Source organism: Lentilitoribacter sp. Alg239-R112 (assembly GCF_900537175.1).
In the GTDB taxonomy this organism is placed as follows: Bacteria; Pseudomonadota; Alphaproteobacteria; order Rhizobiales; family Rhizobiaceae; genus Lentilitoribacter.
Genome location: NZ_LS999834.1, coordinates 585,987 through 602,450 on the forward strand (window position 1 = coordinate 585,987; position 16,464 = coordinate 602,450).

Consider the following 16,464-nt stretch of genomic DNA (forward strand, 5'->3'; position numbering starts at 1 on the left):
GAGCTATGACAAACCTTGTTGAACTAGAAGAAGATCTTACAAAAGCAATCGCTGATGCTGATGACGAAGCGGCTATTGAGGCTGTTCGCGTTGGCGCGCTCGGCAAAAAGGGTGCAATCTCTCTACAACTTAAAGGCCTCGGCAAAATGAGCCCGGAAGAGCGCCAAGTTGCAGGACCGCAGATCAACGGATTGAAAGTCCGTATCAATGATCTCATCCAAGCGCGCAAAACCGAACTGCAAGAAGTTGCAATTATTGCGCGTTTAAAGAACGAAACTCTCGATGTCACCTTACCCGTTCATGCATCCCCCGCCGAGCGTGGTCGTATCCACCCAATTAGTCAGGTCACAGATGAAATCATAGCCATCTTTTCTGACCTTGGTTTTACTGTGGCAGAGGGTCCCGATGTTGAAACAGACTATTATAATTTCACTGCACTGAACTTCCCTGAAGGTCACCCTGCCCGTGAAATGCATGATACATTTTTCTTTGAACCAGATGAAAATGGTGAGCGCAAAGTTTTGCGCACACACACATCACCTGTGCAAGTGCGCACTATGGAAAAGCAGGAACCGCCTATCCGCATAGTTATTCCAGGTAAGACTTATCGCCAGGATTCAGATGCAACGCATTCCCCAATGTTCCACCAGCTTGAAGGGCTGGTGATCGACAAGGGTGCCAATATTGCGAACCTGAAATGGACACTCATTGAATTCTGCAAAACCTTTTTTGAAGTGGATAATGTAGAAATGCGTTTCCGCCCTTCTTACTTCCCTTTCACCGAGCCAAGTCTTGAAGTTGATATTAAGTGCGATCGTTCAAAACCAGGCGAAGTTAAATTTGGCGAAGGTAATGATTGGATGGAAATTTTGGGATGCGGCATGACCCATCCTAATGTTATTCGTGCCGGCGGCCTTGACCCAGATGTCTATCAAGGCTTTGCATGGGGCATGGGGATCGACCGTATCGCTATGCTGAAATATGGCATGCCTGATCTACGCCCATTCTTTGAGGCTGATCAACGCTGGATCGATCATTATGGTTTTCGTCCATTGGATCTACCGACACTATTTGGAGGACTTTCATCATGACCAGATTTTCAGACGCTGCCTTGTTAAAGGGTAAGTATGCGAGCATGGCGCTTGAACTCCGAGAAGGAAAACGTGAAGCGCCAAAAGACAATGAATGGCAAGGTGTAGCTTGTGAGAATACAGCTGAACGATCCGCTCAGGAAGTCGCAAAACATATCTTCACGTTTCAAAAAACGATGGATCCCAAACAGGAAGTGTTGGAAGTTATTGCTATGTGTCCTGCCGGACCAATGAAAGTCATGGCATTGATACCAGGCGAAGGTGATATACTGCGTCTAGATGGTATTCTAACTGATGGAATACCAACATCTGCCGTTATCAATTCATCACAACTTGCACTGTCATTTTTGCGTCGCCCGATTTCCAACGATGAGCAAGAAGATGATGGCCTGCAAATTGGCTTCGTGATTTTTGATGAACTCGCAGAACGCAAAAAACAGCGCGACAGCGAAAATAGTAATCCTACTTCTGGTGAGGCTTCGTAAATGAAATTCACACTTTCTTGGTTGAAAGACCACATTGAAACAGATGCTTCCTTGGAAGAAATTTGTGACCAACTAACCATGATTGGTCTAGAGCTTGAATCCCTGGATGACAAAGCCTCGCTCAAACCATTTGTTGTTGCCAAAATTCTTAGTGCCGAACAACATCCCGATGCCGACCGGCTTCGTGTTCTTAGCGTTGATAATGGCAGTGGCACGCCTGTTCAAGTTGTCTGCGGCGCACCAAATGCGAAGGCCGGACTTGTCGGCGCTTTCGCGGCTCCTGGAACCTATGTTCCTGGAATTGATGTCACACTAAGTGTTGGCAATATCCGCGGTGTTGAAAGTCATGGAATGATGTGTTCAGAAAAAGAACTTCTGATTTCGGACAGCCATGATGGTATTATTGAAATTTCGGAAGATGTGGCCATTGGCACGCCCTATGCTGAATGGGCTGGTCTTGCCGATCCCGTTATCGAAATTAACCTGACACCTAACCGCCCTGATTGTACAGGCGTTTCTGGTATCGCACGCGATCTGGCTGCTTCAGGATTTGGTGTATTGAAAACACCAAAAACACCGGAAATTTCCGGCAATGACGCCTGTTCTGTTTCTATTAAAATTGACGATTCTGTATTCTGTCCGGGCTTTGCATTGCGCATGGTTAAAGGCGTTAAGAATGGTCCGAGCCCATCTTGGGTCCAACAACGCCTTTTGGCTATTGGATTACGTCCAATTAATGCTCTGGTGGATATCACAAATTACATCACATTTGATCGCGGTCGCCCGCTTCATGTGTTTGATGCTGATAAAGTTGCCGGTAATCTTCATGTTCGTGCAGCGAAAAAAGGTGAAAAGCTCCTTGGCCTAGACGGTAAAGAGTACGAGCTGAATGAGAAGGTGAATGTCATTTCTGATGACAATGGTCCAGAATCTTTGGCTGGCATCATGGGTGGAGAACAGTCTGGCTGTGATGAGAACACAACAAATGTGCTTATCGAAAGCGCGCTTTGGGATCCTATGATGATTGCCCGCACGGGTCGTGATTTGGGTATTATAACAGATGCACGCTATCGCTTCGAACGTGGTGTTGACCCAGATTTCATGATCGATGGTGCTGAAATTGCAACACAGATGGTTTTGGATCTTTGTGGCGGAACACCAAGCGAATTATCTGTTACAGGTTATCAACCTCATCAGGCAAAAATAGTTGAGTTCCCCTACAGCGAAGTAAAACGTCTTACTGGCCTTGACGTTTCGAAGGAAGAGAGTGCCGATATTCTCACGCGACTCGGCTTTGAAATTGATGGAACTGGTGATGTTGTTCCCGTTAAAGTACCATCTTGGCGACCTGACGTGGATGGAAAAGCAGATTTGGTTGAAGAAGTGATGCGCATTCATGGTGTCAACGAGATCGAGCCGCAACCATTGCCAAGCCTCGACGCCGTGAATGGCAGAATTTTGACAACGTTGCAAATCAGAACACGATCTGCCCGTCGTGCATTGGCTGTTCGTGGCATGTCCGAAGCGGTTACATATTCGTTTATCTCAGCAGTGGAAGCAGAAGCTTTTGGCGGGGGTGATAATTCACTCAAGTTATCCAACCCCATTGCAGCAGACATGTCTGACCTTCGTCCATCAATCCTGCCCGGCCTCTTGAAAGCATCGCAGCGAAATGCTGATCGCGGGTTTAATGATGTCGCTATATTCGAAGTGTCTGGAACCTACGAAGGCGATAAGCCGGAGCAACAGCGCAGATGTGCATCTGGCATTCGTCGTGGCACAGCTAAACTGACAAGCACTGCTCGCCACTGGTCCGGTAACTCCGATGCAGTCAATGTATATGATGCAAAGGCTGACGCACTTGCAGCGCTTGAAGCAGCAGGCGCACCCGTTAAAAACCTGCAAGTTGAAGCTGGTGGGCCTGATTGGTATCACCCTGGTCGTTCTGGCACCATCAAACTTGGCCCGAAAACAGTGCTTGGTACATTTGGTGAATTTCATCCAAATGTTCTTAAAAAACTTGATGTTTCTGGCGCACTGTGTGGCTTTGAAATATTTCTTGATGCTATTCCGTCGGGCAAACGCAAACCAACACGCACAAAAGGCGCACTAACGCTGTCTCCATATCAGGCGGTTCGCCGAGACTTTGCATTCGTTGTTGATAAAGATGTCCAGGCTGCAGCTATTATTCGAGCAGCGGCAGGCGCTGACAAAAAACTTGTTACAACCGTTAATGTGTTTGATGTCTTTGAAGGTCCATCACTTGGCACAGATAAGAAATCCATAGCAATAGAAGTGACGATCCAGCCTTTTGAACGAACAATGACTGAAGAAGATTTTGAAGCTTTATCTCAAAAAATTATTGGCAATGTCTCAAAGTCAACTGGCGGCGCACTTCGCGGCTAAACAACACTTAAAGAACAACAGCCCTATTTTTCAGGGCTGTTTTTCGGCGCGGCAAAAACAAATTTTGAATAGCCGACATAAGACCAAATCGTAGCAACTGCGGATGCAATGACAACTGCAAATACAGGCCTTAATTCAGAAAACTGTATCAATAACCCGGAATATACTGTGTAGTTGATCAAAGCTGACGTTATGCCAACACTGCCGTAACGCATTCCTTCTTTTGCAACCGATCGTCCGCCTTTCTGAAACGTAAAGTTACGATTGATCATCCACGTGCAAAACATTGCAGCCGCAATTGCAAAAATACGCGCTGAAAACGGGTCAAGCGGCGTAAAATGCAGAAGTAGAATTAGTACCCCAGCATCAACAATAAAGCCGATGCTGCCGGCTATTCCAAAGAAAAAGAGTTTTCTCATGCGGCGTTATTTGTCCGATTTTTGCTGCGCTTGTTCGTGCGCATCTGAACTGTTTTTTCTCTCAACAGGTCCACATTTCTATCATTACTCTGCTTAGATTGCAGACCTTCGATAGCCATATATAGGATACGTTTTTGTTCAAGGCGAGACTTTGCAAGAGAATCTAGAACAATTCCTGCGGAAAAAACCATAATTGACATCATTAACAGCGCCATAGACGAGACCCATGTCGGCATTCGGTCGACCAGACCTGTGTGAAAATATTCATTAAGTACCGGAAGCATAAAGAACAGGCTGGTCGCGAAAATGGCCAAACTGACATATCCAAAAAAGAGTAACGGGCGCGTTTCCTTCATCAAACTTGCAAACTTTAGAAGAATTTTCGCGCCATCCTTAAATGTAGATAATTTACTATCCGAGCCTTCTGGTCTACGACCATATTCAAGTCCAATTTCTGTCACAGGCAATTGCAATGTCGATGCGTGAACAGACATTTCAGTCTCAATTTCAAAGCCTCCGGAAATTGCGGGAAAGCTTTTTACATAGCGGCGTGAAAATGCTCGGTAACCTGAAAAAATGTCAGAAAAGTCATTCCCAAAGATTTCTCGATAAAGCTTGTTAAAAATTGTGTTTCCAAATGCATGGCCTTTACGACCGGCATCATCGGTTACACCGAGACGCGTTCCAACGACCATATCACTATTTTCAGTGACCAAAAGACGTACAAGTTCCGGAGCATCTTGCGCTGCATATGTACCGTCGCCATCAGCCATGATGTAAACATCAGCATCAATATCGGAGAACATGCGTCTGACCACATGCCCTTTGCCTTGGCGAATTTCGCGCACAACCTGCGCACCGGCTTTACCAGCAAGCAATGCCGTCTCATCTGATGAATTGTTATCATAGACATAAATTCGCGCACTTGGCAGTGATTTCTGGAAATCCTTTACAACATCAAAAATTGTAGCCGCTTCATTGTAGCATGGTAAAAGTACAGCGATGTCCATGTCATTGGTTGGGCATTCGGTCACATTTGAAGTAACAGCGTCGCTCATATTGGTGATCCTGATCGTTTCAATAATCTGTTATCGTCAAACTTTACTATTTATTGATAAGGTTAAGGCTAAGTTGAAAACGCGTAATAAATGGCAATTCACACGTAATTTTTCGACGTAAAATCAATTTTGGTATCTGAACCTATGTCTGAATCTCAAAACCTGATCAAACCAACGTTACTTGCTTGGTTTTTTTTCACCACTATTGCGAGCCTATCATTTTTGAGGTTTAGCTCAGATTATCTGGGTCCAGACAATGATGACGTTATGCGCCTTGTGCAAGTTCGTGATTGGCTAGCCGGGCAGAATTGGTTTGATCTCACTCAATATAGGCTTGGCCCAGAAAGTGGGACTTTGATGCATTGGTCCCGCTTGGTAGATTTACCAATTGCCGGATTAATAAATTTCTTTTCATTGTTTTTCTCGGGGCAAACGGCAGAAGAAATTGCGGTCTATATCTGGCCGCTTGTGACGGCTATCCCTGTTATTTTGGGTTTTATTCTATGCGCACGTGCAATTGCCGGGCCTCAAAATATTGCTATTGGCGCTATTGCCGCTGTTGCATTCCTGTTTGGGGTCGGAAAATTCAACCCAGGTTCAATAGATCATCACAATGTTCAATTGGCTATCTATGCAGTTTTAATTTTCATTGTAATAGACCCCAACAGAAGTTGGAAACTTCATGTTTTAGCCGGATTTCTTTGTGCCCTAGCGATTGCCATTGGCGCTGAAACCACGCCTTTAATTGCAGCAATATGCGTTATTATAGCTGTTACCTGGGCATGGTACGGCGGCAAGGACTATCGACGCCCAACACGTGCATTTGCTCTTTCGATGGCGTTCAGTTTAACGATGTTATTTTTTATAACAGTTCCATCTGCAAGATATATTGAAGTCGTGTGTGACACGCTCTCATTGGGTTATTACGCGCTTGGTGTTGCTGGTTCTGGCCTCCTATTTTTAGCCGCAGCGACACTATCTTACAAAAGTCGTTTCATTCGAGTTGCATCCCTTGTGGGCATAGCCGCGATTACTTTCGCCCTAGCAAAGATTGTAGCCCCGGAATGTCTGCAAAGCCCGTTAGCAAATCTTGATCCACTTCTTACGGAACTCTGGCTTAATAATATCACAGAGGCCCAATCTTTCCTCGCGCAATGGCGAGCAAAACCACTATCTATTTTTGGTTTCTACGCTGTGCCAGTTTTAGCGATTACTTTCTGCATTTTTCAGTTAAAAACTGCTGATCACAGAGATATTTATCTGAAACTGTTATTTGTAATTATTATCGCCTCAGGGATTAGCCTTATTCAAATACGAGGATCGATTTTTGCAAATCTTGCTGCAATGATCCCGATGGTTTTTCTCGTAAGTCAGTTACGCATGAAAAATCGGGAGGAACCAAAAAACCTTAAAATTGGTATCAGTTTTATCATCATATCTTTATTATCGATGCCCATCATATGGGCTGTAATAGGGGATGGTATTTCACAACTTAACAATTTCGTTATCGCCAGATCGAATAACACTAATCTAGCAGTCCAAGATGAGAGTAACAAAAATGCGTGCCAGACACATGCGGCTTTAAGTCCTTTAAATAAATTGCCAAAAAATGTTGTCGTAGCGCCCTCAAACCTGGGTGCATCCATATTAAGATACACACATCATCACATCTTATCTGCGCCCTATCACCGTAATCAATCTGGTATGCTTGCGGAAATTAAAGCATCAATCTCCACTAACAATGAAGCACGCGAAATTTTGAATGAAGCAAATGCAACCATTTTAGTTTTTTGTAACACTGATCCGCAGGTTTCCGTTAGCAAACGGAAGGCTCCCGATGGGTTTTATGCGAATATGTCAAATGGTGAGGTGCCTGATTTTTTGAAACCTTTGGAACTTTCAACGTCACAAGCATTAGTATTTTATGAGATAAATTAGCAACCACATGCACATAAACGCCCCCAGCTAACATAATCAACTTGATTACAATTTGAGCCACGTTATGATTCATTAGTGATTTGCGAGACCTCCTTAATAGGCCGAGAATATGAAATTACAGAAGATCCATAATTTTCTATCCATTTGCATGGGATTATCTCTCCTATTCGGGAGCAGTATCGCAAGGGCCGAAACCAAACCTGCGAAAGTTCTTTTTGGCTCGGAAGAATTACCGTCTGTCCAAACAGCTAACCCTTACGGATTTTACACAAAAGGCTGCATTGCTGGTGCCGTAGCTATGCCTATTGACGGTCCTACATGGCAAGCAATGCGCCTTGAACGCAATCGCCGTTGGGGACATCCAGAACTCATTTCCCTCGTGCAGGACCTTTCAAAAGAGGCCGCTGCAAAAGATGGTTGGCCAGGACTTCTAGTGGGCGATATTTCCCAGCCGCGCGGTGGACCAATGCTGTCAGGGCATGCTTCACACCAAGTGGGCCTTGATGCCGATATATGGCTTACACCGATGCCTAACAGACGCCTTACCTATCAAGAACGCACGCAAAAAAGCGCAATCTCAGTGTTGAAAAAGAACACGCTCAAGGTCGATAAGAGTATCTGGACACAAGCACATGCAAATCTCATCATGCGAGCCGCAAGCTATCCAAATGTGGAACGTCTATTCGTTCACCCGGGAATAAAAAAAGAACTATGTGATAATTGGAAAGGTGATCGCAGTAACCTGAACAAGGTGCGCCCTTATTATGGGCACCATTACCATTTCCATATTCGTCTAAAATGTCCGGCTGGTTCCGTAGGCTGCAAATCGCAAGCTCGTGTGCCCAATGATGATAGCTGCGGCGCCCCACTTGCCTGGTGGTTTGAATCTGCGCGCTGGGCTCCACCCAAGCCAGCAAAGCCAGGTAAAAAACCACGAAAACGCATTGAAAAAACACTTGCGGATTTACCTCAAGCCTGTACCACGGTTCTAAATGCAAATGGTCCGAATTCTGAGGCAGATGTGACACTAGGCAAGATGGTCTATAGTGATGTGAAACTCAACTATTCTGGGCGACCAAATTTTCGAACTTTGACGAACATTCCCATTCCTGTTGCCAAATAATCTAATTCATTTCCGAGATAATTATGACTGACAAACCCATTATCGCACTTGTAGCGCATGACGTAAAAAAAGATGCTTTGGTGGAATTTGCGATCAACCATCAAAAAACATTGATCGAATTTGATATCATCGCCACAGGAACAACGGGTGGTCGTGTGGCAAGGGCCTGTCCAAAACTCAATGTTCGTGCAATGAAAAGTGGCCCATTGGGTGGTGATCAGCAAATTGGCGGCATGATAGCTGATGGTAAGGTTAATATGTTGATTTTCTTTATTGACCCGCTAACACCAATGCCTCATGACGTAGATGTGAAAGCGTTGATGCGACTTGCGGTTCTTTATGATATTCCGATGGCGCTCAATCGGGCCACAGCAGAAGAATTATTAGAAAAAGATATCTGAATATTTGGATTTGACCATGTTTTTATTTCCTGTTCTCATTGGAGACATTGGCGGCACGAACTCGCGTTTTGCTTTGATTGAAAAGCCAGATGCACCCATTAGACATTTTGACAGCACGAAGAACACGAACTTCTCATCTATTCAGGATGTCATTGAAGAAAGCGTTTTTACAAAAACTGACTTAAGGCCTAAAACACTTATCATCGCTGTTGCCGGACCGACCGGGAATCCTAAAGGTATTAAATTAACGAACTGCCCTTGGGAAATAAATCCAAACACGCTGCTTGATACACTCAATTTGAACGAAATTATCGCAGTCAGTGATTTCGAAGCGCAGGCTCTTGCGGCCATTGCAACCGATACAAATGAACATATGCTCATCAAATCTGGCAAAGATCATCCAACATCCGCCAGAAGTGTCCTTGGACCCGGAACAGGTCTCGGAATGGCGGGTATGATTTACTGTGATGGCGAATGGAGCGTTATCCCGGGTGAAGGTGGTTTTGTAGATATTGGGCCACGTACAGCTAGAGACAGCGAAATTTTTGAAGCAGCCTTTGGACAAACTGAGCGCCCTGCGGCTGAACTTTTCTTAAGCGGGAGAGGCCTAACAAATCTCTATAATGCAATTTGCAAAGCAGATGGCATTGAAAACAGAATAGAAGACCCTGCCAATGTCACAGCTGCATACAATGCAGGTAATGACAAATCGGCACAAGAAACGATGGAACTGTTTGCAACATATCTTGGTCGCTATGCAAGCGACGCCGCACTGATCTATCTGGCACGCGGCGGCATCTATTTAACAGGCGGAGTGGCGCAAAAACTAGGTGATGTTATTAAAACACCTTTTTTCCTTGATGCCTTTGCAGACAAAGACCCATACGGTGATATTGTTGCCGAAATACCAGTTTATCTGATGACAGATCCACTAATTGCCCTAGCTGGACTTTATGCCTTTGCAAATAGGCCTGAGCAATTTAGAATATCCCGACAAGGTCGATATTGGACTAAATAGCAACTTCATAAATCAACAAAGTAACATCGAACGGGGTAGTTCATTTGAATAATGTCACAGAAAGTGACCCTGTATCGCAAGGTAACAAGACAGAACGCGATCCAGCGTTAGATCGTGTTTCCAGTCTTACAGCCATGCTTAAGCGAATTTTGCGCGAGAATGGTCGTGATTATGTCGGCACTTACGTGATTGCTATTATTTGCCTATTGCTGGTAGCAGGCTGTACTGCATTCCTCGCATGGATAATGCAAGACGTCATTGATCAAGCCTTTGTCAATCAGGACGCAGATGCAATCTGGGTTATTGCGGGTGGTATATTATTATCATTTATCGTTCGCGGCACTGCATCTTACATTCAGGCTGTTTCGCTTGCTCGTGTGGGAAACAATATTGTTGCACGGTATCAGAAGCGTCTTTTCAATCACCTGATGGCACTGAATATCTCGTTCTTTTCCGATACACGGTCAGCACAGATTGCTGCACAAATTGCACAGAATGTAACCGGTATTCGAGACACGCTCAATCTGACCATTACATCGCTTGCACGAGACACGGTAACGCTCATTGCGCTCGTGATTGTCATGTTTGTAAAGGACCCAGTCTTATCAATGATCGTGTTTTTTGTAGCACCGCCAATTATCCTTTCTTTGCGCTATATCGCAAAACGGCTACGAAGTGTAACCAAGCAAGCTATTGATCTCAATAGCCAAGTCTTGGGTGCTATGCAGGAAACGGTGCAAGGCATTACCATCGTTAAAGCCTTCACAATGGAGAAACAGCTCAGCGACCGAATTTATAGGATCATTGATACGGCTGAATCGCGTGCAAATCGCATAACACGTTTGGGTGAGCGCACATCGCCTATTACAGAGACGCTGGCAGGTATCGCAATCTCAGGCGTGATTGTTTATGCAGCTTATCGCTCGATCTATAATAGTGTGCCACCTGGTGCATTTTTCTCATTTATAACAGCATTATTATTGGCCTATGATCCGGCTCGAAAACTTGCCAAACTACAAGTGAGTTTGGAAAAGGCTGTTGTCAATGCGCGGATGATTTATGACATTTTAGACACCAAGCCGCAGCAAGGCGATAAAAACGATGCGCAAACACTTTGTGTCAAAAAAGGCGAAGTCGAATTCAAACGCGTAAGCTTTAACTATACCGATAGCGAAATCATCCTCAATGATGTTAGCTTTACAGCGGAAGCTGGAAAAACAACAGCAATTGTCGGGCCATCAGGTGCCGGAAAATCGACCATCATTTCTCTGGTGCCACGATTTTATGATCCCACATCGGGCAACATCTTAATCGATGGCACAGATATTTCTGATGTCACCAAATCATCGCTTCGTAAAAATCTAGCCTATGTCTCTCAGCAACCCTGGCTATTTGAAGGAACGATACGAGATAACCTTCGTTACGGACGACCTGAGGCGAGCGATCAAGAAATTGAAGACGCTGCGAAGCTCGCCTTCGCACATGATTTTATTTTGGAACAACCGCAAGGGTATGACACGCCAGTTGGTGAAAATGGGATTACACTTTCGGGCGGCCAAAGACAACGTATTTCGATTGCCCGCGCTCTGGTTCGCAAAGCCCCTATTTTGATATTGGATGAGGCAACATCTGCACTTGATAATGCGTCAGAAGCGGCTGTACAAAAAGCGCTGGAGACCGCGATGCATGGGCGAACAGTTCTTGTTATCGCACATCGACTTTCAACTATTGCCAAAGCAGATAAAATCGTCGTTATGGAAGCAGGTCAGATAGTTGAAGAAGGAACGCACGATGATCTGACACGTCAACAAAATGGCATATATGCGCAACTACAAAACATACATTCTAAGCCTGCAAAAGACGATGCGCCTCAGGGGGCCAAAAACATTGTGGAGGACCACTAATGGTACAAGAAAAAAATCCGAACATGAGCATGATTGTTGTCGCAGGTGCATCTGGCAGAATGGGTCAAGCTATTATCCGCATTATCAATGAGACGGACGGCGCTAAACTTGTTGGTGCTATCGAACGCCCCGGAGCTGATACAATAGGTAAAGACGCAGGTGAATTAGCTGGCATTGGTTCGAGTGGAGTTATAATATCTGATAATACAGATGAGACGTTGCAGGGTGCAGATGCGATTATCGATTTCACGACACCTGAAACCAGTGTTGCATTCTCAAAAATCGCAGCAGCAAAAAATCTTACCCATATCATCGGCACAACCGGTTGCAGCGAAGAAGATGACGTGGAAATTGCTAAAGCCGGCGCGAATACATGCATCGTTAAATCTGGCAACATGAGCCTTGGCGTAAACCTGCTTTCAGTTCTTGTTAAACAAGCAGCCAGTGCACTTGGCACCGACTGGGATATTGAAGTACTTGAAATGCATCACAAGCATAAGGTAGACGCCCCTTCGGGTACAGCTCTTCTCTTAGGTGAAGCGGCGGCAGAAGGTCGTGAAATCCCATTAGCAGAAAATTCAGTTCGATCACGCGATGGCATAACCGGAGCACGCGAGGAAGGCACCATCGGCTTTGCAACATTGCGCGGCGGTTCAGTTGTTGGCGAACACTCAGTTATTCTTGCCAGTGAGGGTGAGCGCATTGAGCTAACCCATCGTGCGCTTGATCGATCTCTATTTGCTCGCGGCGCAGTTAAAGCAGCCATCTGGGCCAAAAACCAGCCTAATGGCTATTATTCAATGCTTGATGTGCTTGGTTTTTAAAGTCAGCGATACAAGCAGAACTAAAATGAAGGAATAAATATGTCAGGAACCCTTGTACTTGTTCGTCACGGTCAAAGCGAATGGAATCTTAAAAACCTCTTCACTGGCTGGAAAGATCCAGACCTTACTGATAAGGGAGTTCAGGAAGCCAAAGATGGTGGTGTTGCACTGAAAGATTATGGATTGAAATATGATGTGGCCTTCACATCAGAACTTTCCCGGGCACAAAAAACACTTGGATTTATCCTCGAAGAAATTGGTCAAACAGATATCAATATCATCAAAGATGTTGCACTGAACGAGCGCGACTATGGTGACCTCGCTGGCCTTAATAAAGATGATGCCCGCAAAAAGTGGGGCGAAGAACAAGTTCATATCTGGCGTCGTTCATACGATGTTCCACCTCCAGGTGGTGAAAGCTTGAAAGATACTGGCGCACGTGTTTGGCCCTATTTCATGACCGATATTTTGCCTCGGGTATTGAAGGGCGAAAATGTTCTTGTGGCAGCTCATGGAAACTCCCTACGTGCGCTCGTAATGATCCTTGATCGCCTTACAAAAGATGAAATTTTGTCGGTTAATCTCGCAACAGGCGTACCGATGGTTTACAAATTGAATGCAGATTCTACCGTTGATTCGAAAGAAGTTTTAGGCGACATGTCTAAAGCTCACTAAGCAATAATCTTTTAAAAGTTCAGGCGGCGTTCACGTTAGCGCCGTCTCCCAACCCAACATTGCTCGTTTGCGTGTCAAACCCCAATGATATCCCGTCAATGCACCCGATTTTCCCAGTGCTCTATGGCAGGGAACCACAAATGAAATTGGGTTAGCGCCTACCGCAGCTCCCACGGCACGAGATGCCTTTGGCCGGCCAATCTGATTGGCGATGGACGAATATGTTGTCGCTTTTCCCATTGGAATATCTAACAGCGCCTGCCACACTTCTACCTGAAAATCTGTTCCTATCAAGACAAGCCGAATTGGATTATTTTCTTGCCACGCATCCGGCTTAAAAATCTGTTGCGCATAACTTTGCGTTGCATTTGGGTCTTGCACGTAAACTGCTTTTTTCCAGCGATTCATCATATCTTCAAGTGCTGGAATTTCCTCACCTTCATCACAGAAAGCAAGTCCGGCCATACCTCTATCAGTAACCATAATCAAAGCGATACCAAATGGGCATTGGTGAAAACCATATCTGATTATAAGCGCCTCACCTCCTGATTTAAAATCCCCTGGTGACATCGCCTCGTGGGTTACGAATAAATCATGCAATCGGCTCGGACCAGACAGGCCTACTTCAAAACTCGTATCTAGAAGCGGCAGCTGTTCATCAGCAAGCAAACGCTTTGCATGATCAATAGTGACAGCTTGCAAAAACGCTTTTGGCGACAATCCGGCCCATCTTGTAAAAAGTTTTTGCAGCTTCGTTTGCTCCATACCAACTTTAACAGAAATATCTTCCAGACTTGGTTGAGAACGGTAATCCATTGAAATGAGTTCAATGACTTGACGGATGACTTCATAGTCCTCGCCATCTGGGGTAATGTTAATTTGCGGTTTAATTGCAATATTCATGACAGTACTCCAAGAAATTCTTATCAGTGACCACTAGAAGACTACATTCAAACTTGGATGACCACCCGATTCTTGGCCAAGCGAAAACCACCCACACATTTAAAGTTTATTTGCGCTTAACCGTCGCGAGAGCGCTGGAGAAAGCGTTCGCAAAACTCTCACGATCATCTGGGTTTAGAAACGAACCCACACATGTTTTTGCCTCTCTTGCAGATATTTTCATGTCTGTAATGCCTATTTCATCATGCCGCGAAACATCAAACCTTGACCAAAGTGGGTTAAATAGATGTTCTCTTTGCTGGCCCGATGCGGATATCTTTTTAATTTTAAGTTCAATTCTTGAAAGGGAAATTTCTTCTCGCGTGCGGCCAGAACGATAGTTTAGCCAAAACGCGCCAAAAATCAGTAGTAGATCAAAACCAAAGAAAAATGCGACCGGCCAAGCGCCTGCAACGAAAAACACAATCATATGCCCGATCGCCATTGCCGATATAATAACAGCAAAAATGATAAAACCCAGACGCCCCAATGATCGGTGCGGTGTCAAAAACGCTTCAAAAATCAGTTTATCATTCATTGCGCATTGCCTTTGCTTCTTAAACATAATTATAGATAGTTCATGAAAAATCCAAAGAATAAAAATATCACTGCGGCAAAGAATACCAAATCAGCTACCAAACGTATGCCCCGATCTCCTTATACAAAGGGCGAGATTAAGGAGATGTTTCGTAGGTTCTCAATCCAGCGTCCTGAGCCAAAAGGTGAGTTGGAACATGTTAATCCTTTTACACTTGTAGTAGCCGTAGCCCTATCTGCGCAAGCAACAGATGCGGGCGTGAACAAAGCCACTCGGGCGCTATTCAAAGTCGCTGATACACCTGAAAAGATGGTCGCGCTTGGCGAAGAAAAAGTTCGCGAATACATTAAAACAATCGGGCTTTACCGCAACAAGGCGAAAAACGTTATCGCGCTCAGCAAAATGTTAATTGAAGAATTTGATAGTATTGTGCCCGAGAGTCGAGATGATTTGATCAAGTTACCGGGCGTCGGGCGGAAAACCGCGAATGTCGTGCAATCAATGGCATTCGGCATACCAACTATGGCAGTTGATACGCATGTGTTCCGAATTGGAAATCGCTTGCGTTTGGCACCGGGTAAAACACCTGATGACGTTGAAGATATATTGATGAAACGTATTCCGGAAGAATATCTCTACCACGCTCATCACTGGCTTATTTTGCATGGCCGTTATTGTTGCAAAGCGCGTAAACCAGAATGCGAAAAATGTGTCATTGCAGATATTTGCAAGTCAAAGGAAAAGACTTGCGATATCCCCGCACCTGCTGTGGAACTTCCTCCGCAGATCATCTAGCGGCATCTTAAGTTAGCGCATATTTCGTGCTTCTTTTTGCATCAACATTTTATGCATATGCACCATCATACCGGCCGCAAAAAATGGTGTTACAAAGTTAAGAATTGGCACCGCCAAAAACCCTGCAATTACCAATCCAGCCATAAATATTTGCGTACTGTAGCGCGATCTTAAACGGCGCGTTTCTTTAGGATTATGATGACGCAAAGCTGCAAATTCAAAATATTCGCGCCCCAACAAATAGCCGTTGACCACAAAAAACGCGACCAAATTAATTCCTGGAATAAGAAGTAAAAATAAAGCTAGAAGGTTCCCCAACAGAACGACTACCAAGAACCTCAGTGATTGAGAGATCGATTGACCAAGTGGCATTGCTTTGCCGGCTGGGTCATTTGGATAGAATTTTTGCTCAATATCATCGGCTATATCATCAACAAAAAAACCAGACAATAAGGCTGTAATTGGCGAGATCAGCAGTGCAAGTGCGAGCGCTGAGCCAACAGCGGCAAAGATTACAAAGACAGTGGATAACCAAGCAAGCCAGCCTGGTAGATCGGGAATAAAGCCATCCGCATAGGGTATAAAATAACCCGTAATTACATTTTGAAAGCCAAACCATATACCCACAAGAATTAATAACGTAGCGCCTAGTATTTTGAATAAAAGCGCACGCGATCTTGGCGCGAATACATTTTCAAAGGCAGCTTTTGCAGCTTCAATAATCATAAAGATCCCCAAAGTGTCATATTCTCGGTCTATGTGGGGTAAATGAGGTAAATGTTCAAGTACTCATAGTCACTCGCTGCTTGTCTATGCGCAATAAAAAAGGCTATAGCCAACAAGCTTG

The 16,464-nt window shown here is 44.7% G+C and carries 16 protein-coding genes; 11 read left to right on the forward strand and 5 right to left on the reverse strand.

All coding sequences use genetic code 11. From position 1 onward, the window contains the following. The first annotated feature begins 5 nt into the window (after positions 1-5). Genes pheS through pheT form a run of 3 tightly spaced genes read left to right on the forward strand, consistent with a single transcriptional unit; the run spans position 6 to position 3,982 of the window. Positions 6-1,091 (forward strand): phenylalanine--tRNA ligase subunit alpha, encoded by a 1,086-nt coding sequence (gene pheS / locus G3W54_RS16095; protein ID WP_162654287.1) that lies wholly within the window; start codon positions 6-8, stop codon positions 1,089-1,091. Then, positions 1,088-1,576: a hypothetical protein gene (locus tag G3W54_RS16100; protein ID WP_162654288.1), complete on the forward strand. Its 489-nt coding sequence runs from the start codon at positions 1,088-1,090 to the stop codon at positions 1,574-1,576. The genes pheS and G3W54_RS16100 overlap by 4 nt, the downstream gene beginning before the upstream one ends. Further along, complete coding sequence (gene pheT, locus G3W54_RS16105) at positions 1,577-3,982, forward strand: phenylalanine--tRNA ligase subunit beta (protein WP_162654289.1); 2,406 nt, start codon at positions 1,577-1,579, stop codon at positions 3,980-3,982. It abuts the gene before it with no gap. Positions 3,983-4,005: 23 nt separating this feature from the next. Here the strand turns inward: pheT and G3W54_RS16110 are convergent, their stop codons facing one another. Further along, positions 4,006-4,401, reverse strand: a complete 396-nt coding sequence (locus tag G3W54_RS16110) for a GtrA family protein (RefSeq protein WP_162654290.1) — start codon at positions 4,399-4,401, stop codon at positions 4,006-4,008. Next, positions 4,398-5,459 carry a glycosyltransferase gene (locus G3W54_RS16115; protein WP_162654291.1) on the reverse strand — a complete coding sequence of 354 codons (1,062 nt, stop codon included), beginning with the start codon at positions 5,457-5,459 and terminating at the stop codon, positions 4,398-4,400. Before G3W54_RS16115 ends, G3W54_RS16110 begins: the two co-directional genes overlap by 4 nt. A 144-nt stretch (positions 5,460-5,603) precedes the next feature. On the opposite strand from G3W54_RS16115, the gene G3W54_RS16120 reads away from it, so the two are divergent. From G3W54_RS16120 to G3W54_RS16150, 7 genes are all read left to right on the forward strand, one after another. Beyond that, on the forward strand, positions 5,604-7,397 hold the full coding sequence (locus G3W54_RS16120) for a hypothetical protein (RefSeq protein ID WP_162654292.1): 1,794 nt from the start codon (positions 5,604-5,606) through the stop codon (positions 7,395-7,397). A gap of 148 nt (positions 7,398-7,545) precedes the next feature. Further along, complete coding sequence (gene mepA, locus G3W54_RS16125; RefSeq protein ID WP_244627968.1) at positions 7,546-8,520, forward strand: penicillin-insensitive murein endopeptidase; 975 nt, start codon at positions 7,546-7,548, stop codon at positions 8,518-8,520. A 23-nt stretch (positions 8,521-8,543) separates the two neighbouring features. Then, positions 8,544-8,921 (forward strand): methylglyoxal synthase, encoded by a 378-nt coding sequence (locus G3W54_RS16130; protein ID WP_162654294.1) that lies wholly within the window; start codon positions 8,544-8,546, stop codon positions 8,919-8,921. Between the two features lie 16 nt (positions 8,922-8,937). Further along, positions 8,938-9,939: a glucokinase gene (locus G3W54_RS16135; protein WP_162654295.1), complete on the forward strand. Its 1,002-nt coding sequence runs from the start codon at positions 8,938-8,940 to the stop codon at positions 9,937-9,939. A 134-nt stretch (positions 9,940-10,073) separates the two neighbouring features. Further along, on the forward strand, positions 10,074-11,843 hold the full coding sequence (locus G3W54_RS16140) for an ABC transporter ATP-binding protein (protein ID WP_162654462.1): 1,770 nt from the start codon (positions 10,074-10,076) through the stop codon (positions 11,841-11,843). Next, the gene (gene dapB / locus G3W54_RS16145; RefSeq protein ID WP_244627958.1) at positions 11,843-12,667 is read left to right on the forward strand and encodes a 4-hydroxy-tetrahydrodipicolinate reductase; all 825 of its coding nucleotides are present in this window, start codon (positions 11,843-11,845) and stop codon (positions 12,665-12,667) included. Before G3W54_RS16140 ends, dapB begins: the two co-directional genes overlap by 1 nt. 39 nt (positions 12,668-12,706) lie before the next feature. Then, positions 12,707-13,342, forward strand: coding sequence for a 2,3-bisphosphoglycerate-dependent phosphoglycerate mutase (locus G3W54_RS16150; RefSeq protein WP_162654296.1), 636 nt, complete (start codon positions 12,707-12,709; stop codon positions 13,340-13,342). Between the two features lie 30 nt (positions 13,343-13,372). Here G3W54_RS16150 and G3W54_RS16155 read toward each other — a convergent pair whose 3' ends face one another. Together G3W54_RS16155 and G3W54_RS16160 are read right to left on the reverse strand one after the other, a co-directional pair. Then, on the reverse strand, positions 13,373-14,245 hold the full coding sequence (locus tag G3W54_RS16155; protein ID WP_162654297.1) for a bifunctional helix-turn-helix domain-containing protein/methylated-DNA--[protein]-cysteine S-methyltransferase: 873 nt from the start codon (positions 14,243-14,245) through the stop codon (positions 13,373-13,375). 106 nt (positions 14,246-14,351) lie between these two features. Next, the gene (locus G3W54_RS16160) at positions 14,352-14,822 is read right to left on the reverse strand and encodes a DUF2244 domain-containing protein (protein ID WP_162654298.1); all 471 of its coding nucleotides are present in this window, start codon (positions 14,820-14,822) and stop codon (positions 14,352-14,354) included. 105 nt (positions 14,823-14,927) lie between these two features. Here G3W54_RS16160 and nth point away from each other — a divergent pair, with 105 nt between their 5' ends. Further along, positions 14,928-15,617: an endonuclease III gene (gene nth, locus G3W54_RS16165; RefSeq protein WP_244627969.1), complete on the forward strand. Its 690-nt coding sequence runs from the start codon at positions 14,928-14,930 to the stop codon at positions 15,615-15,617. A gap of 12 nt (positions 15,618-15,629) precedes the next feature. Here nth and G3W54_RS16170 read toward each other — a convergent pair whose 3' ends face one another. Next, on the reverse strand, positions 15,630-16,343 hold the full coding sequence (locus G3W54_RS16170) for a sulfate transporter family protein (RefSeq protein WP_162654300.1): 714 nt from the start codon (positions 16,341-16,343) through the stop codon (positions 15,630-15,632). Between the last annotated feature and the right edge of the window lie 121 nt (positions 16,344-16,464).

Coding starts and splice junctions, on each gene's coding strand:
- pheS (WP_162654287.1), top strand. CDS start 6: ATGACAAACCTTGTTGAACTAGAAGAAGATCTTACAAAAGCAATCGCT.
- G3W54_RS16100 (WP_162654288.1), top strand. CDS start 1,088: ATGACCAGATTTTCAGACGCTGCCTTGTTAAAGGGTAAGTATGCGAGC.
- pheT (WP_162654289.1), top strand. CDS start 1,577: ATGAAATTCACACTTTCTTGGTTGAAAGACCACATTGAAACAGATGCT.
- G3W54_RS16110 (WP_162654290.1), bottom strand. CDS start 4,401: ATGAGAAAACTCTTTTTCTTTGGAATAGCCGGCAGCATCGGCTTTATT.
- G3W54_RS16115 (WP_162654291.1), bottom strand. CDS start 5,459: ATGAGCGACGCTGTTACTTCAAATGTGACCGAATGCCCAACCAATGAC.
- G3W54_RS16120 (WP_162654292.1), top strand. CDS start 5,604: ATGTCTGAATCTCAAAACCTGATCAAACCAACGTTACTTGCTTGGTTT.
- mepA (WP_244627968.1), top strand. CDS start 7,546: ATGGGATTATCTCTCCTATTCGGGAGCAGTATCGCAAGGGCCGAAACC.
- G3W54_RS16130 (WP_162654294.1), top strand. CDS start 8,544: ATGACTGACAAACCCATTATCGCACTTGTAGCGCATGACGTAAAAAAA.
- G3W54_RS16135 (WP_162654295.1), top strand. CDS start 8,938: ATGTTTTTATTTCCTGTTCTCATTGGAGACATTGGCGGCACGAACTCG.
- G3W54_RS16140 (WP_162654462.1), top strand. CDS start 10,074: ATGCTTAAGCGAATTTTGCGCGAGAATGGTCGTGATTATGTCGGCACT.
- dapB (WP_244627958.1), top strand. CDS start 11,843: ATGGTACAAGAAAAAAATCCGAACATGAGCATGATTGTTGTCGCAGGT.
- G3W54_RS16150 (WP_162654296.1), top strand. CDS start 12,707: ATGTCAGGAACCCTTGTACTTGTTCGTCACGGTCAAAGCGAATGGAAT.
- G3W54_RS16155 (WP_162654297.1), bottom strand. CDS start 14,245: ATGAATATTGCAATTAAACCGCAAATTAACATTACCCCAGATGGCGAG.
- G3W54_RS16160 (WP_162654298.1), bottom strand. CDS start 14,822: ATGAATGATAAACTGATTTTTGAAGCGTTTTTGACACCGCACCGATCA.
- nth (WP_244627969.1), top strand. CDS start 14,928: ATGCCCCGATCTCCTTATACAAAGGGCGAGATTAAGGAGATGTTTCGT.
- G3W54_RS16170 (WP_162654300.1), bottom strand. CDS start 16,343: ATGATTATTGAAGCTGCAAAAGCTGCCTTTGAAAATGTATTCGCGCCA.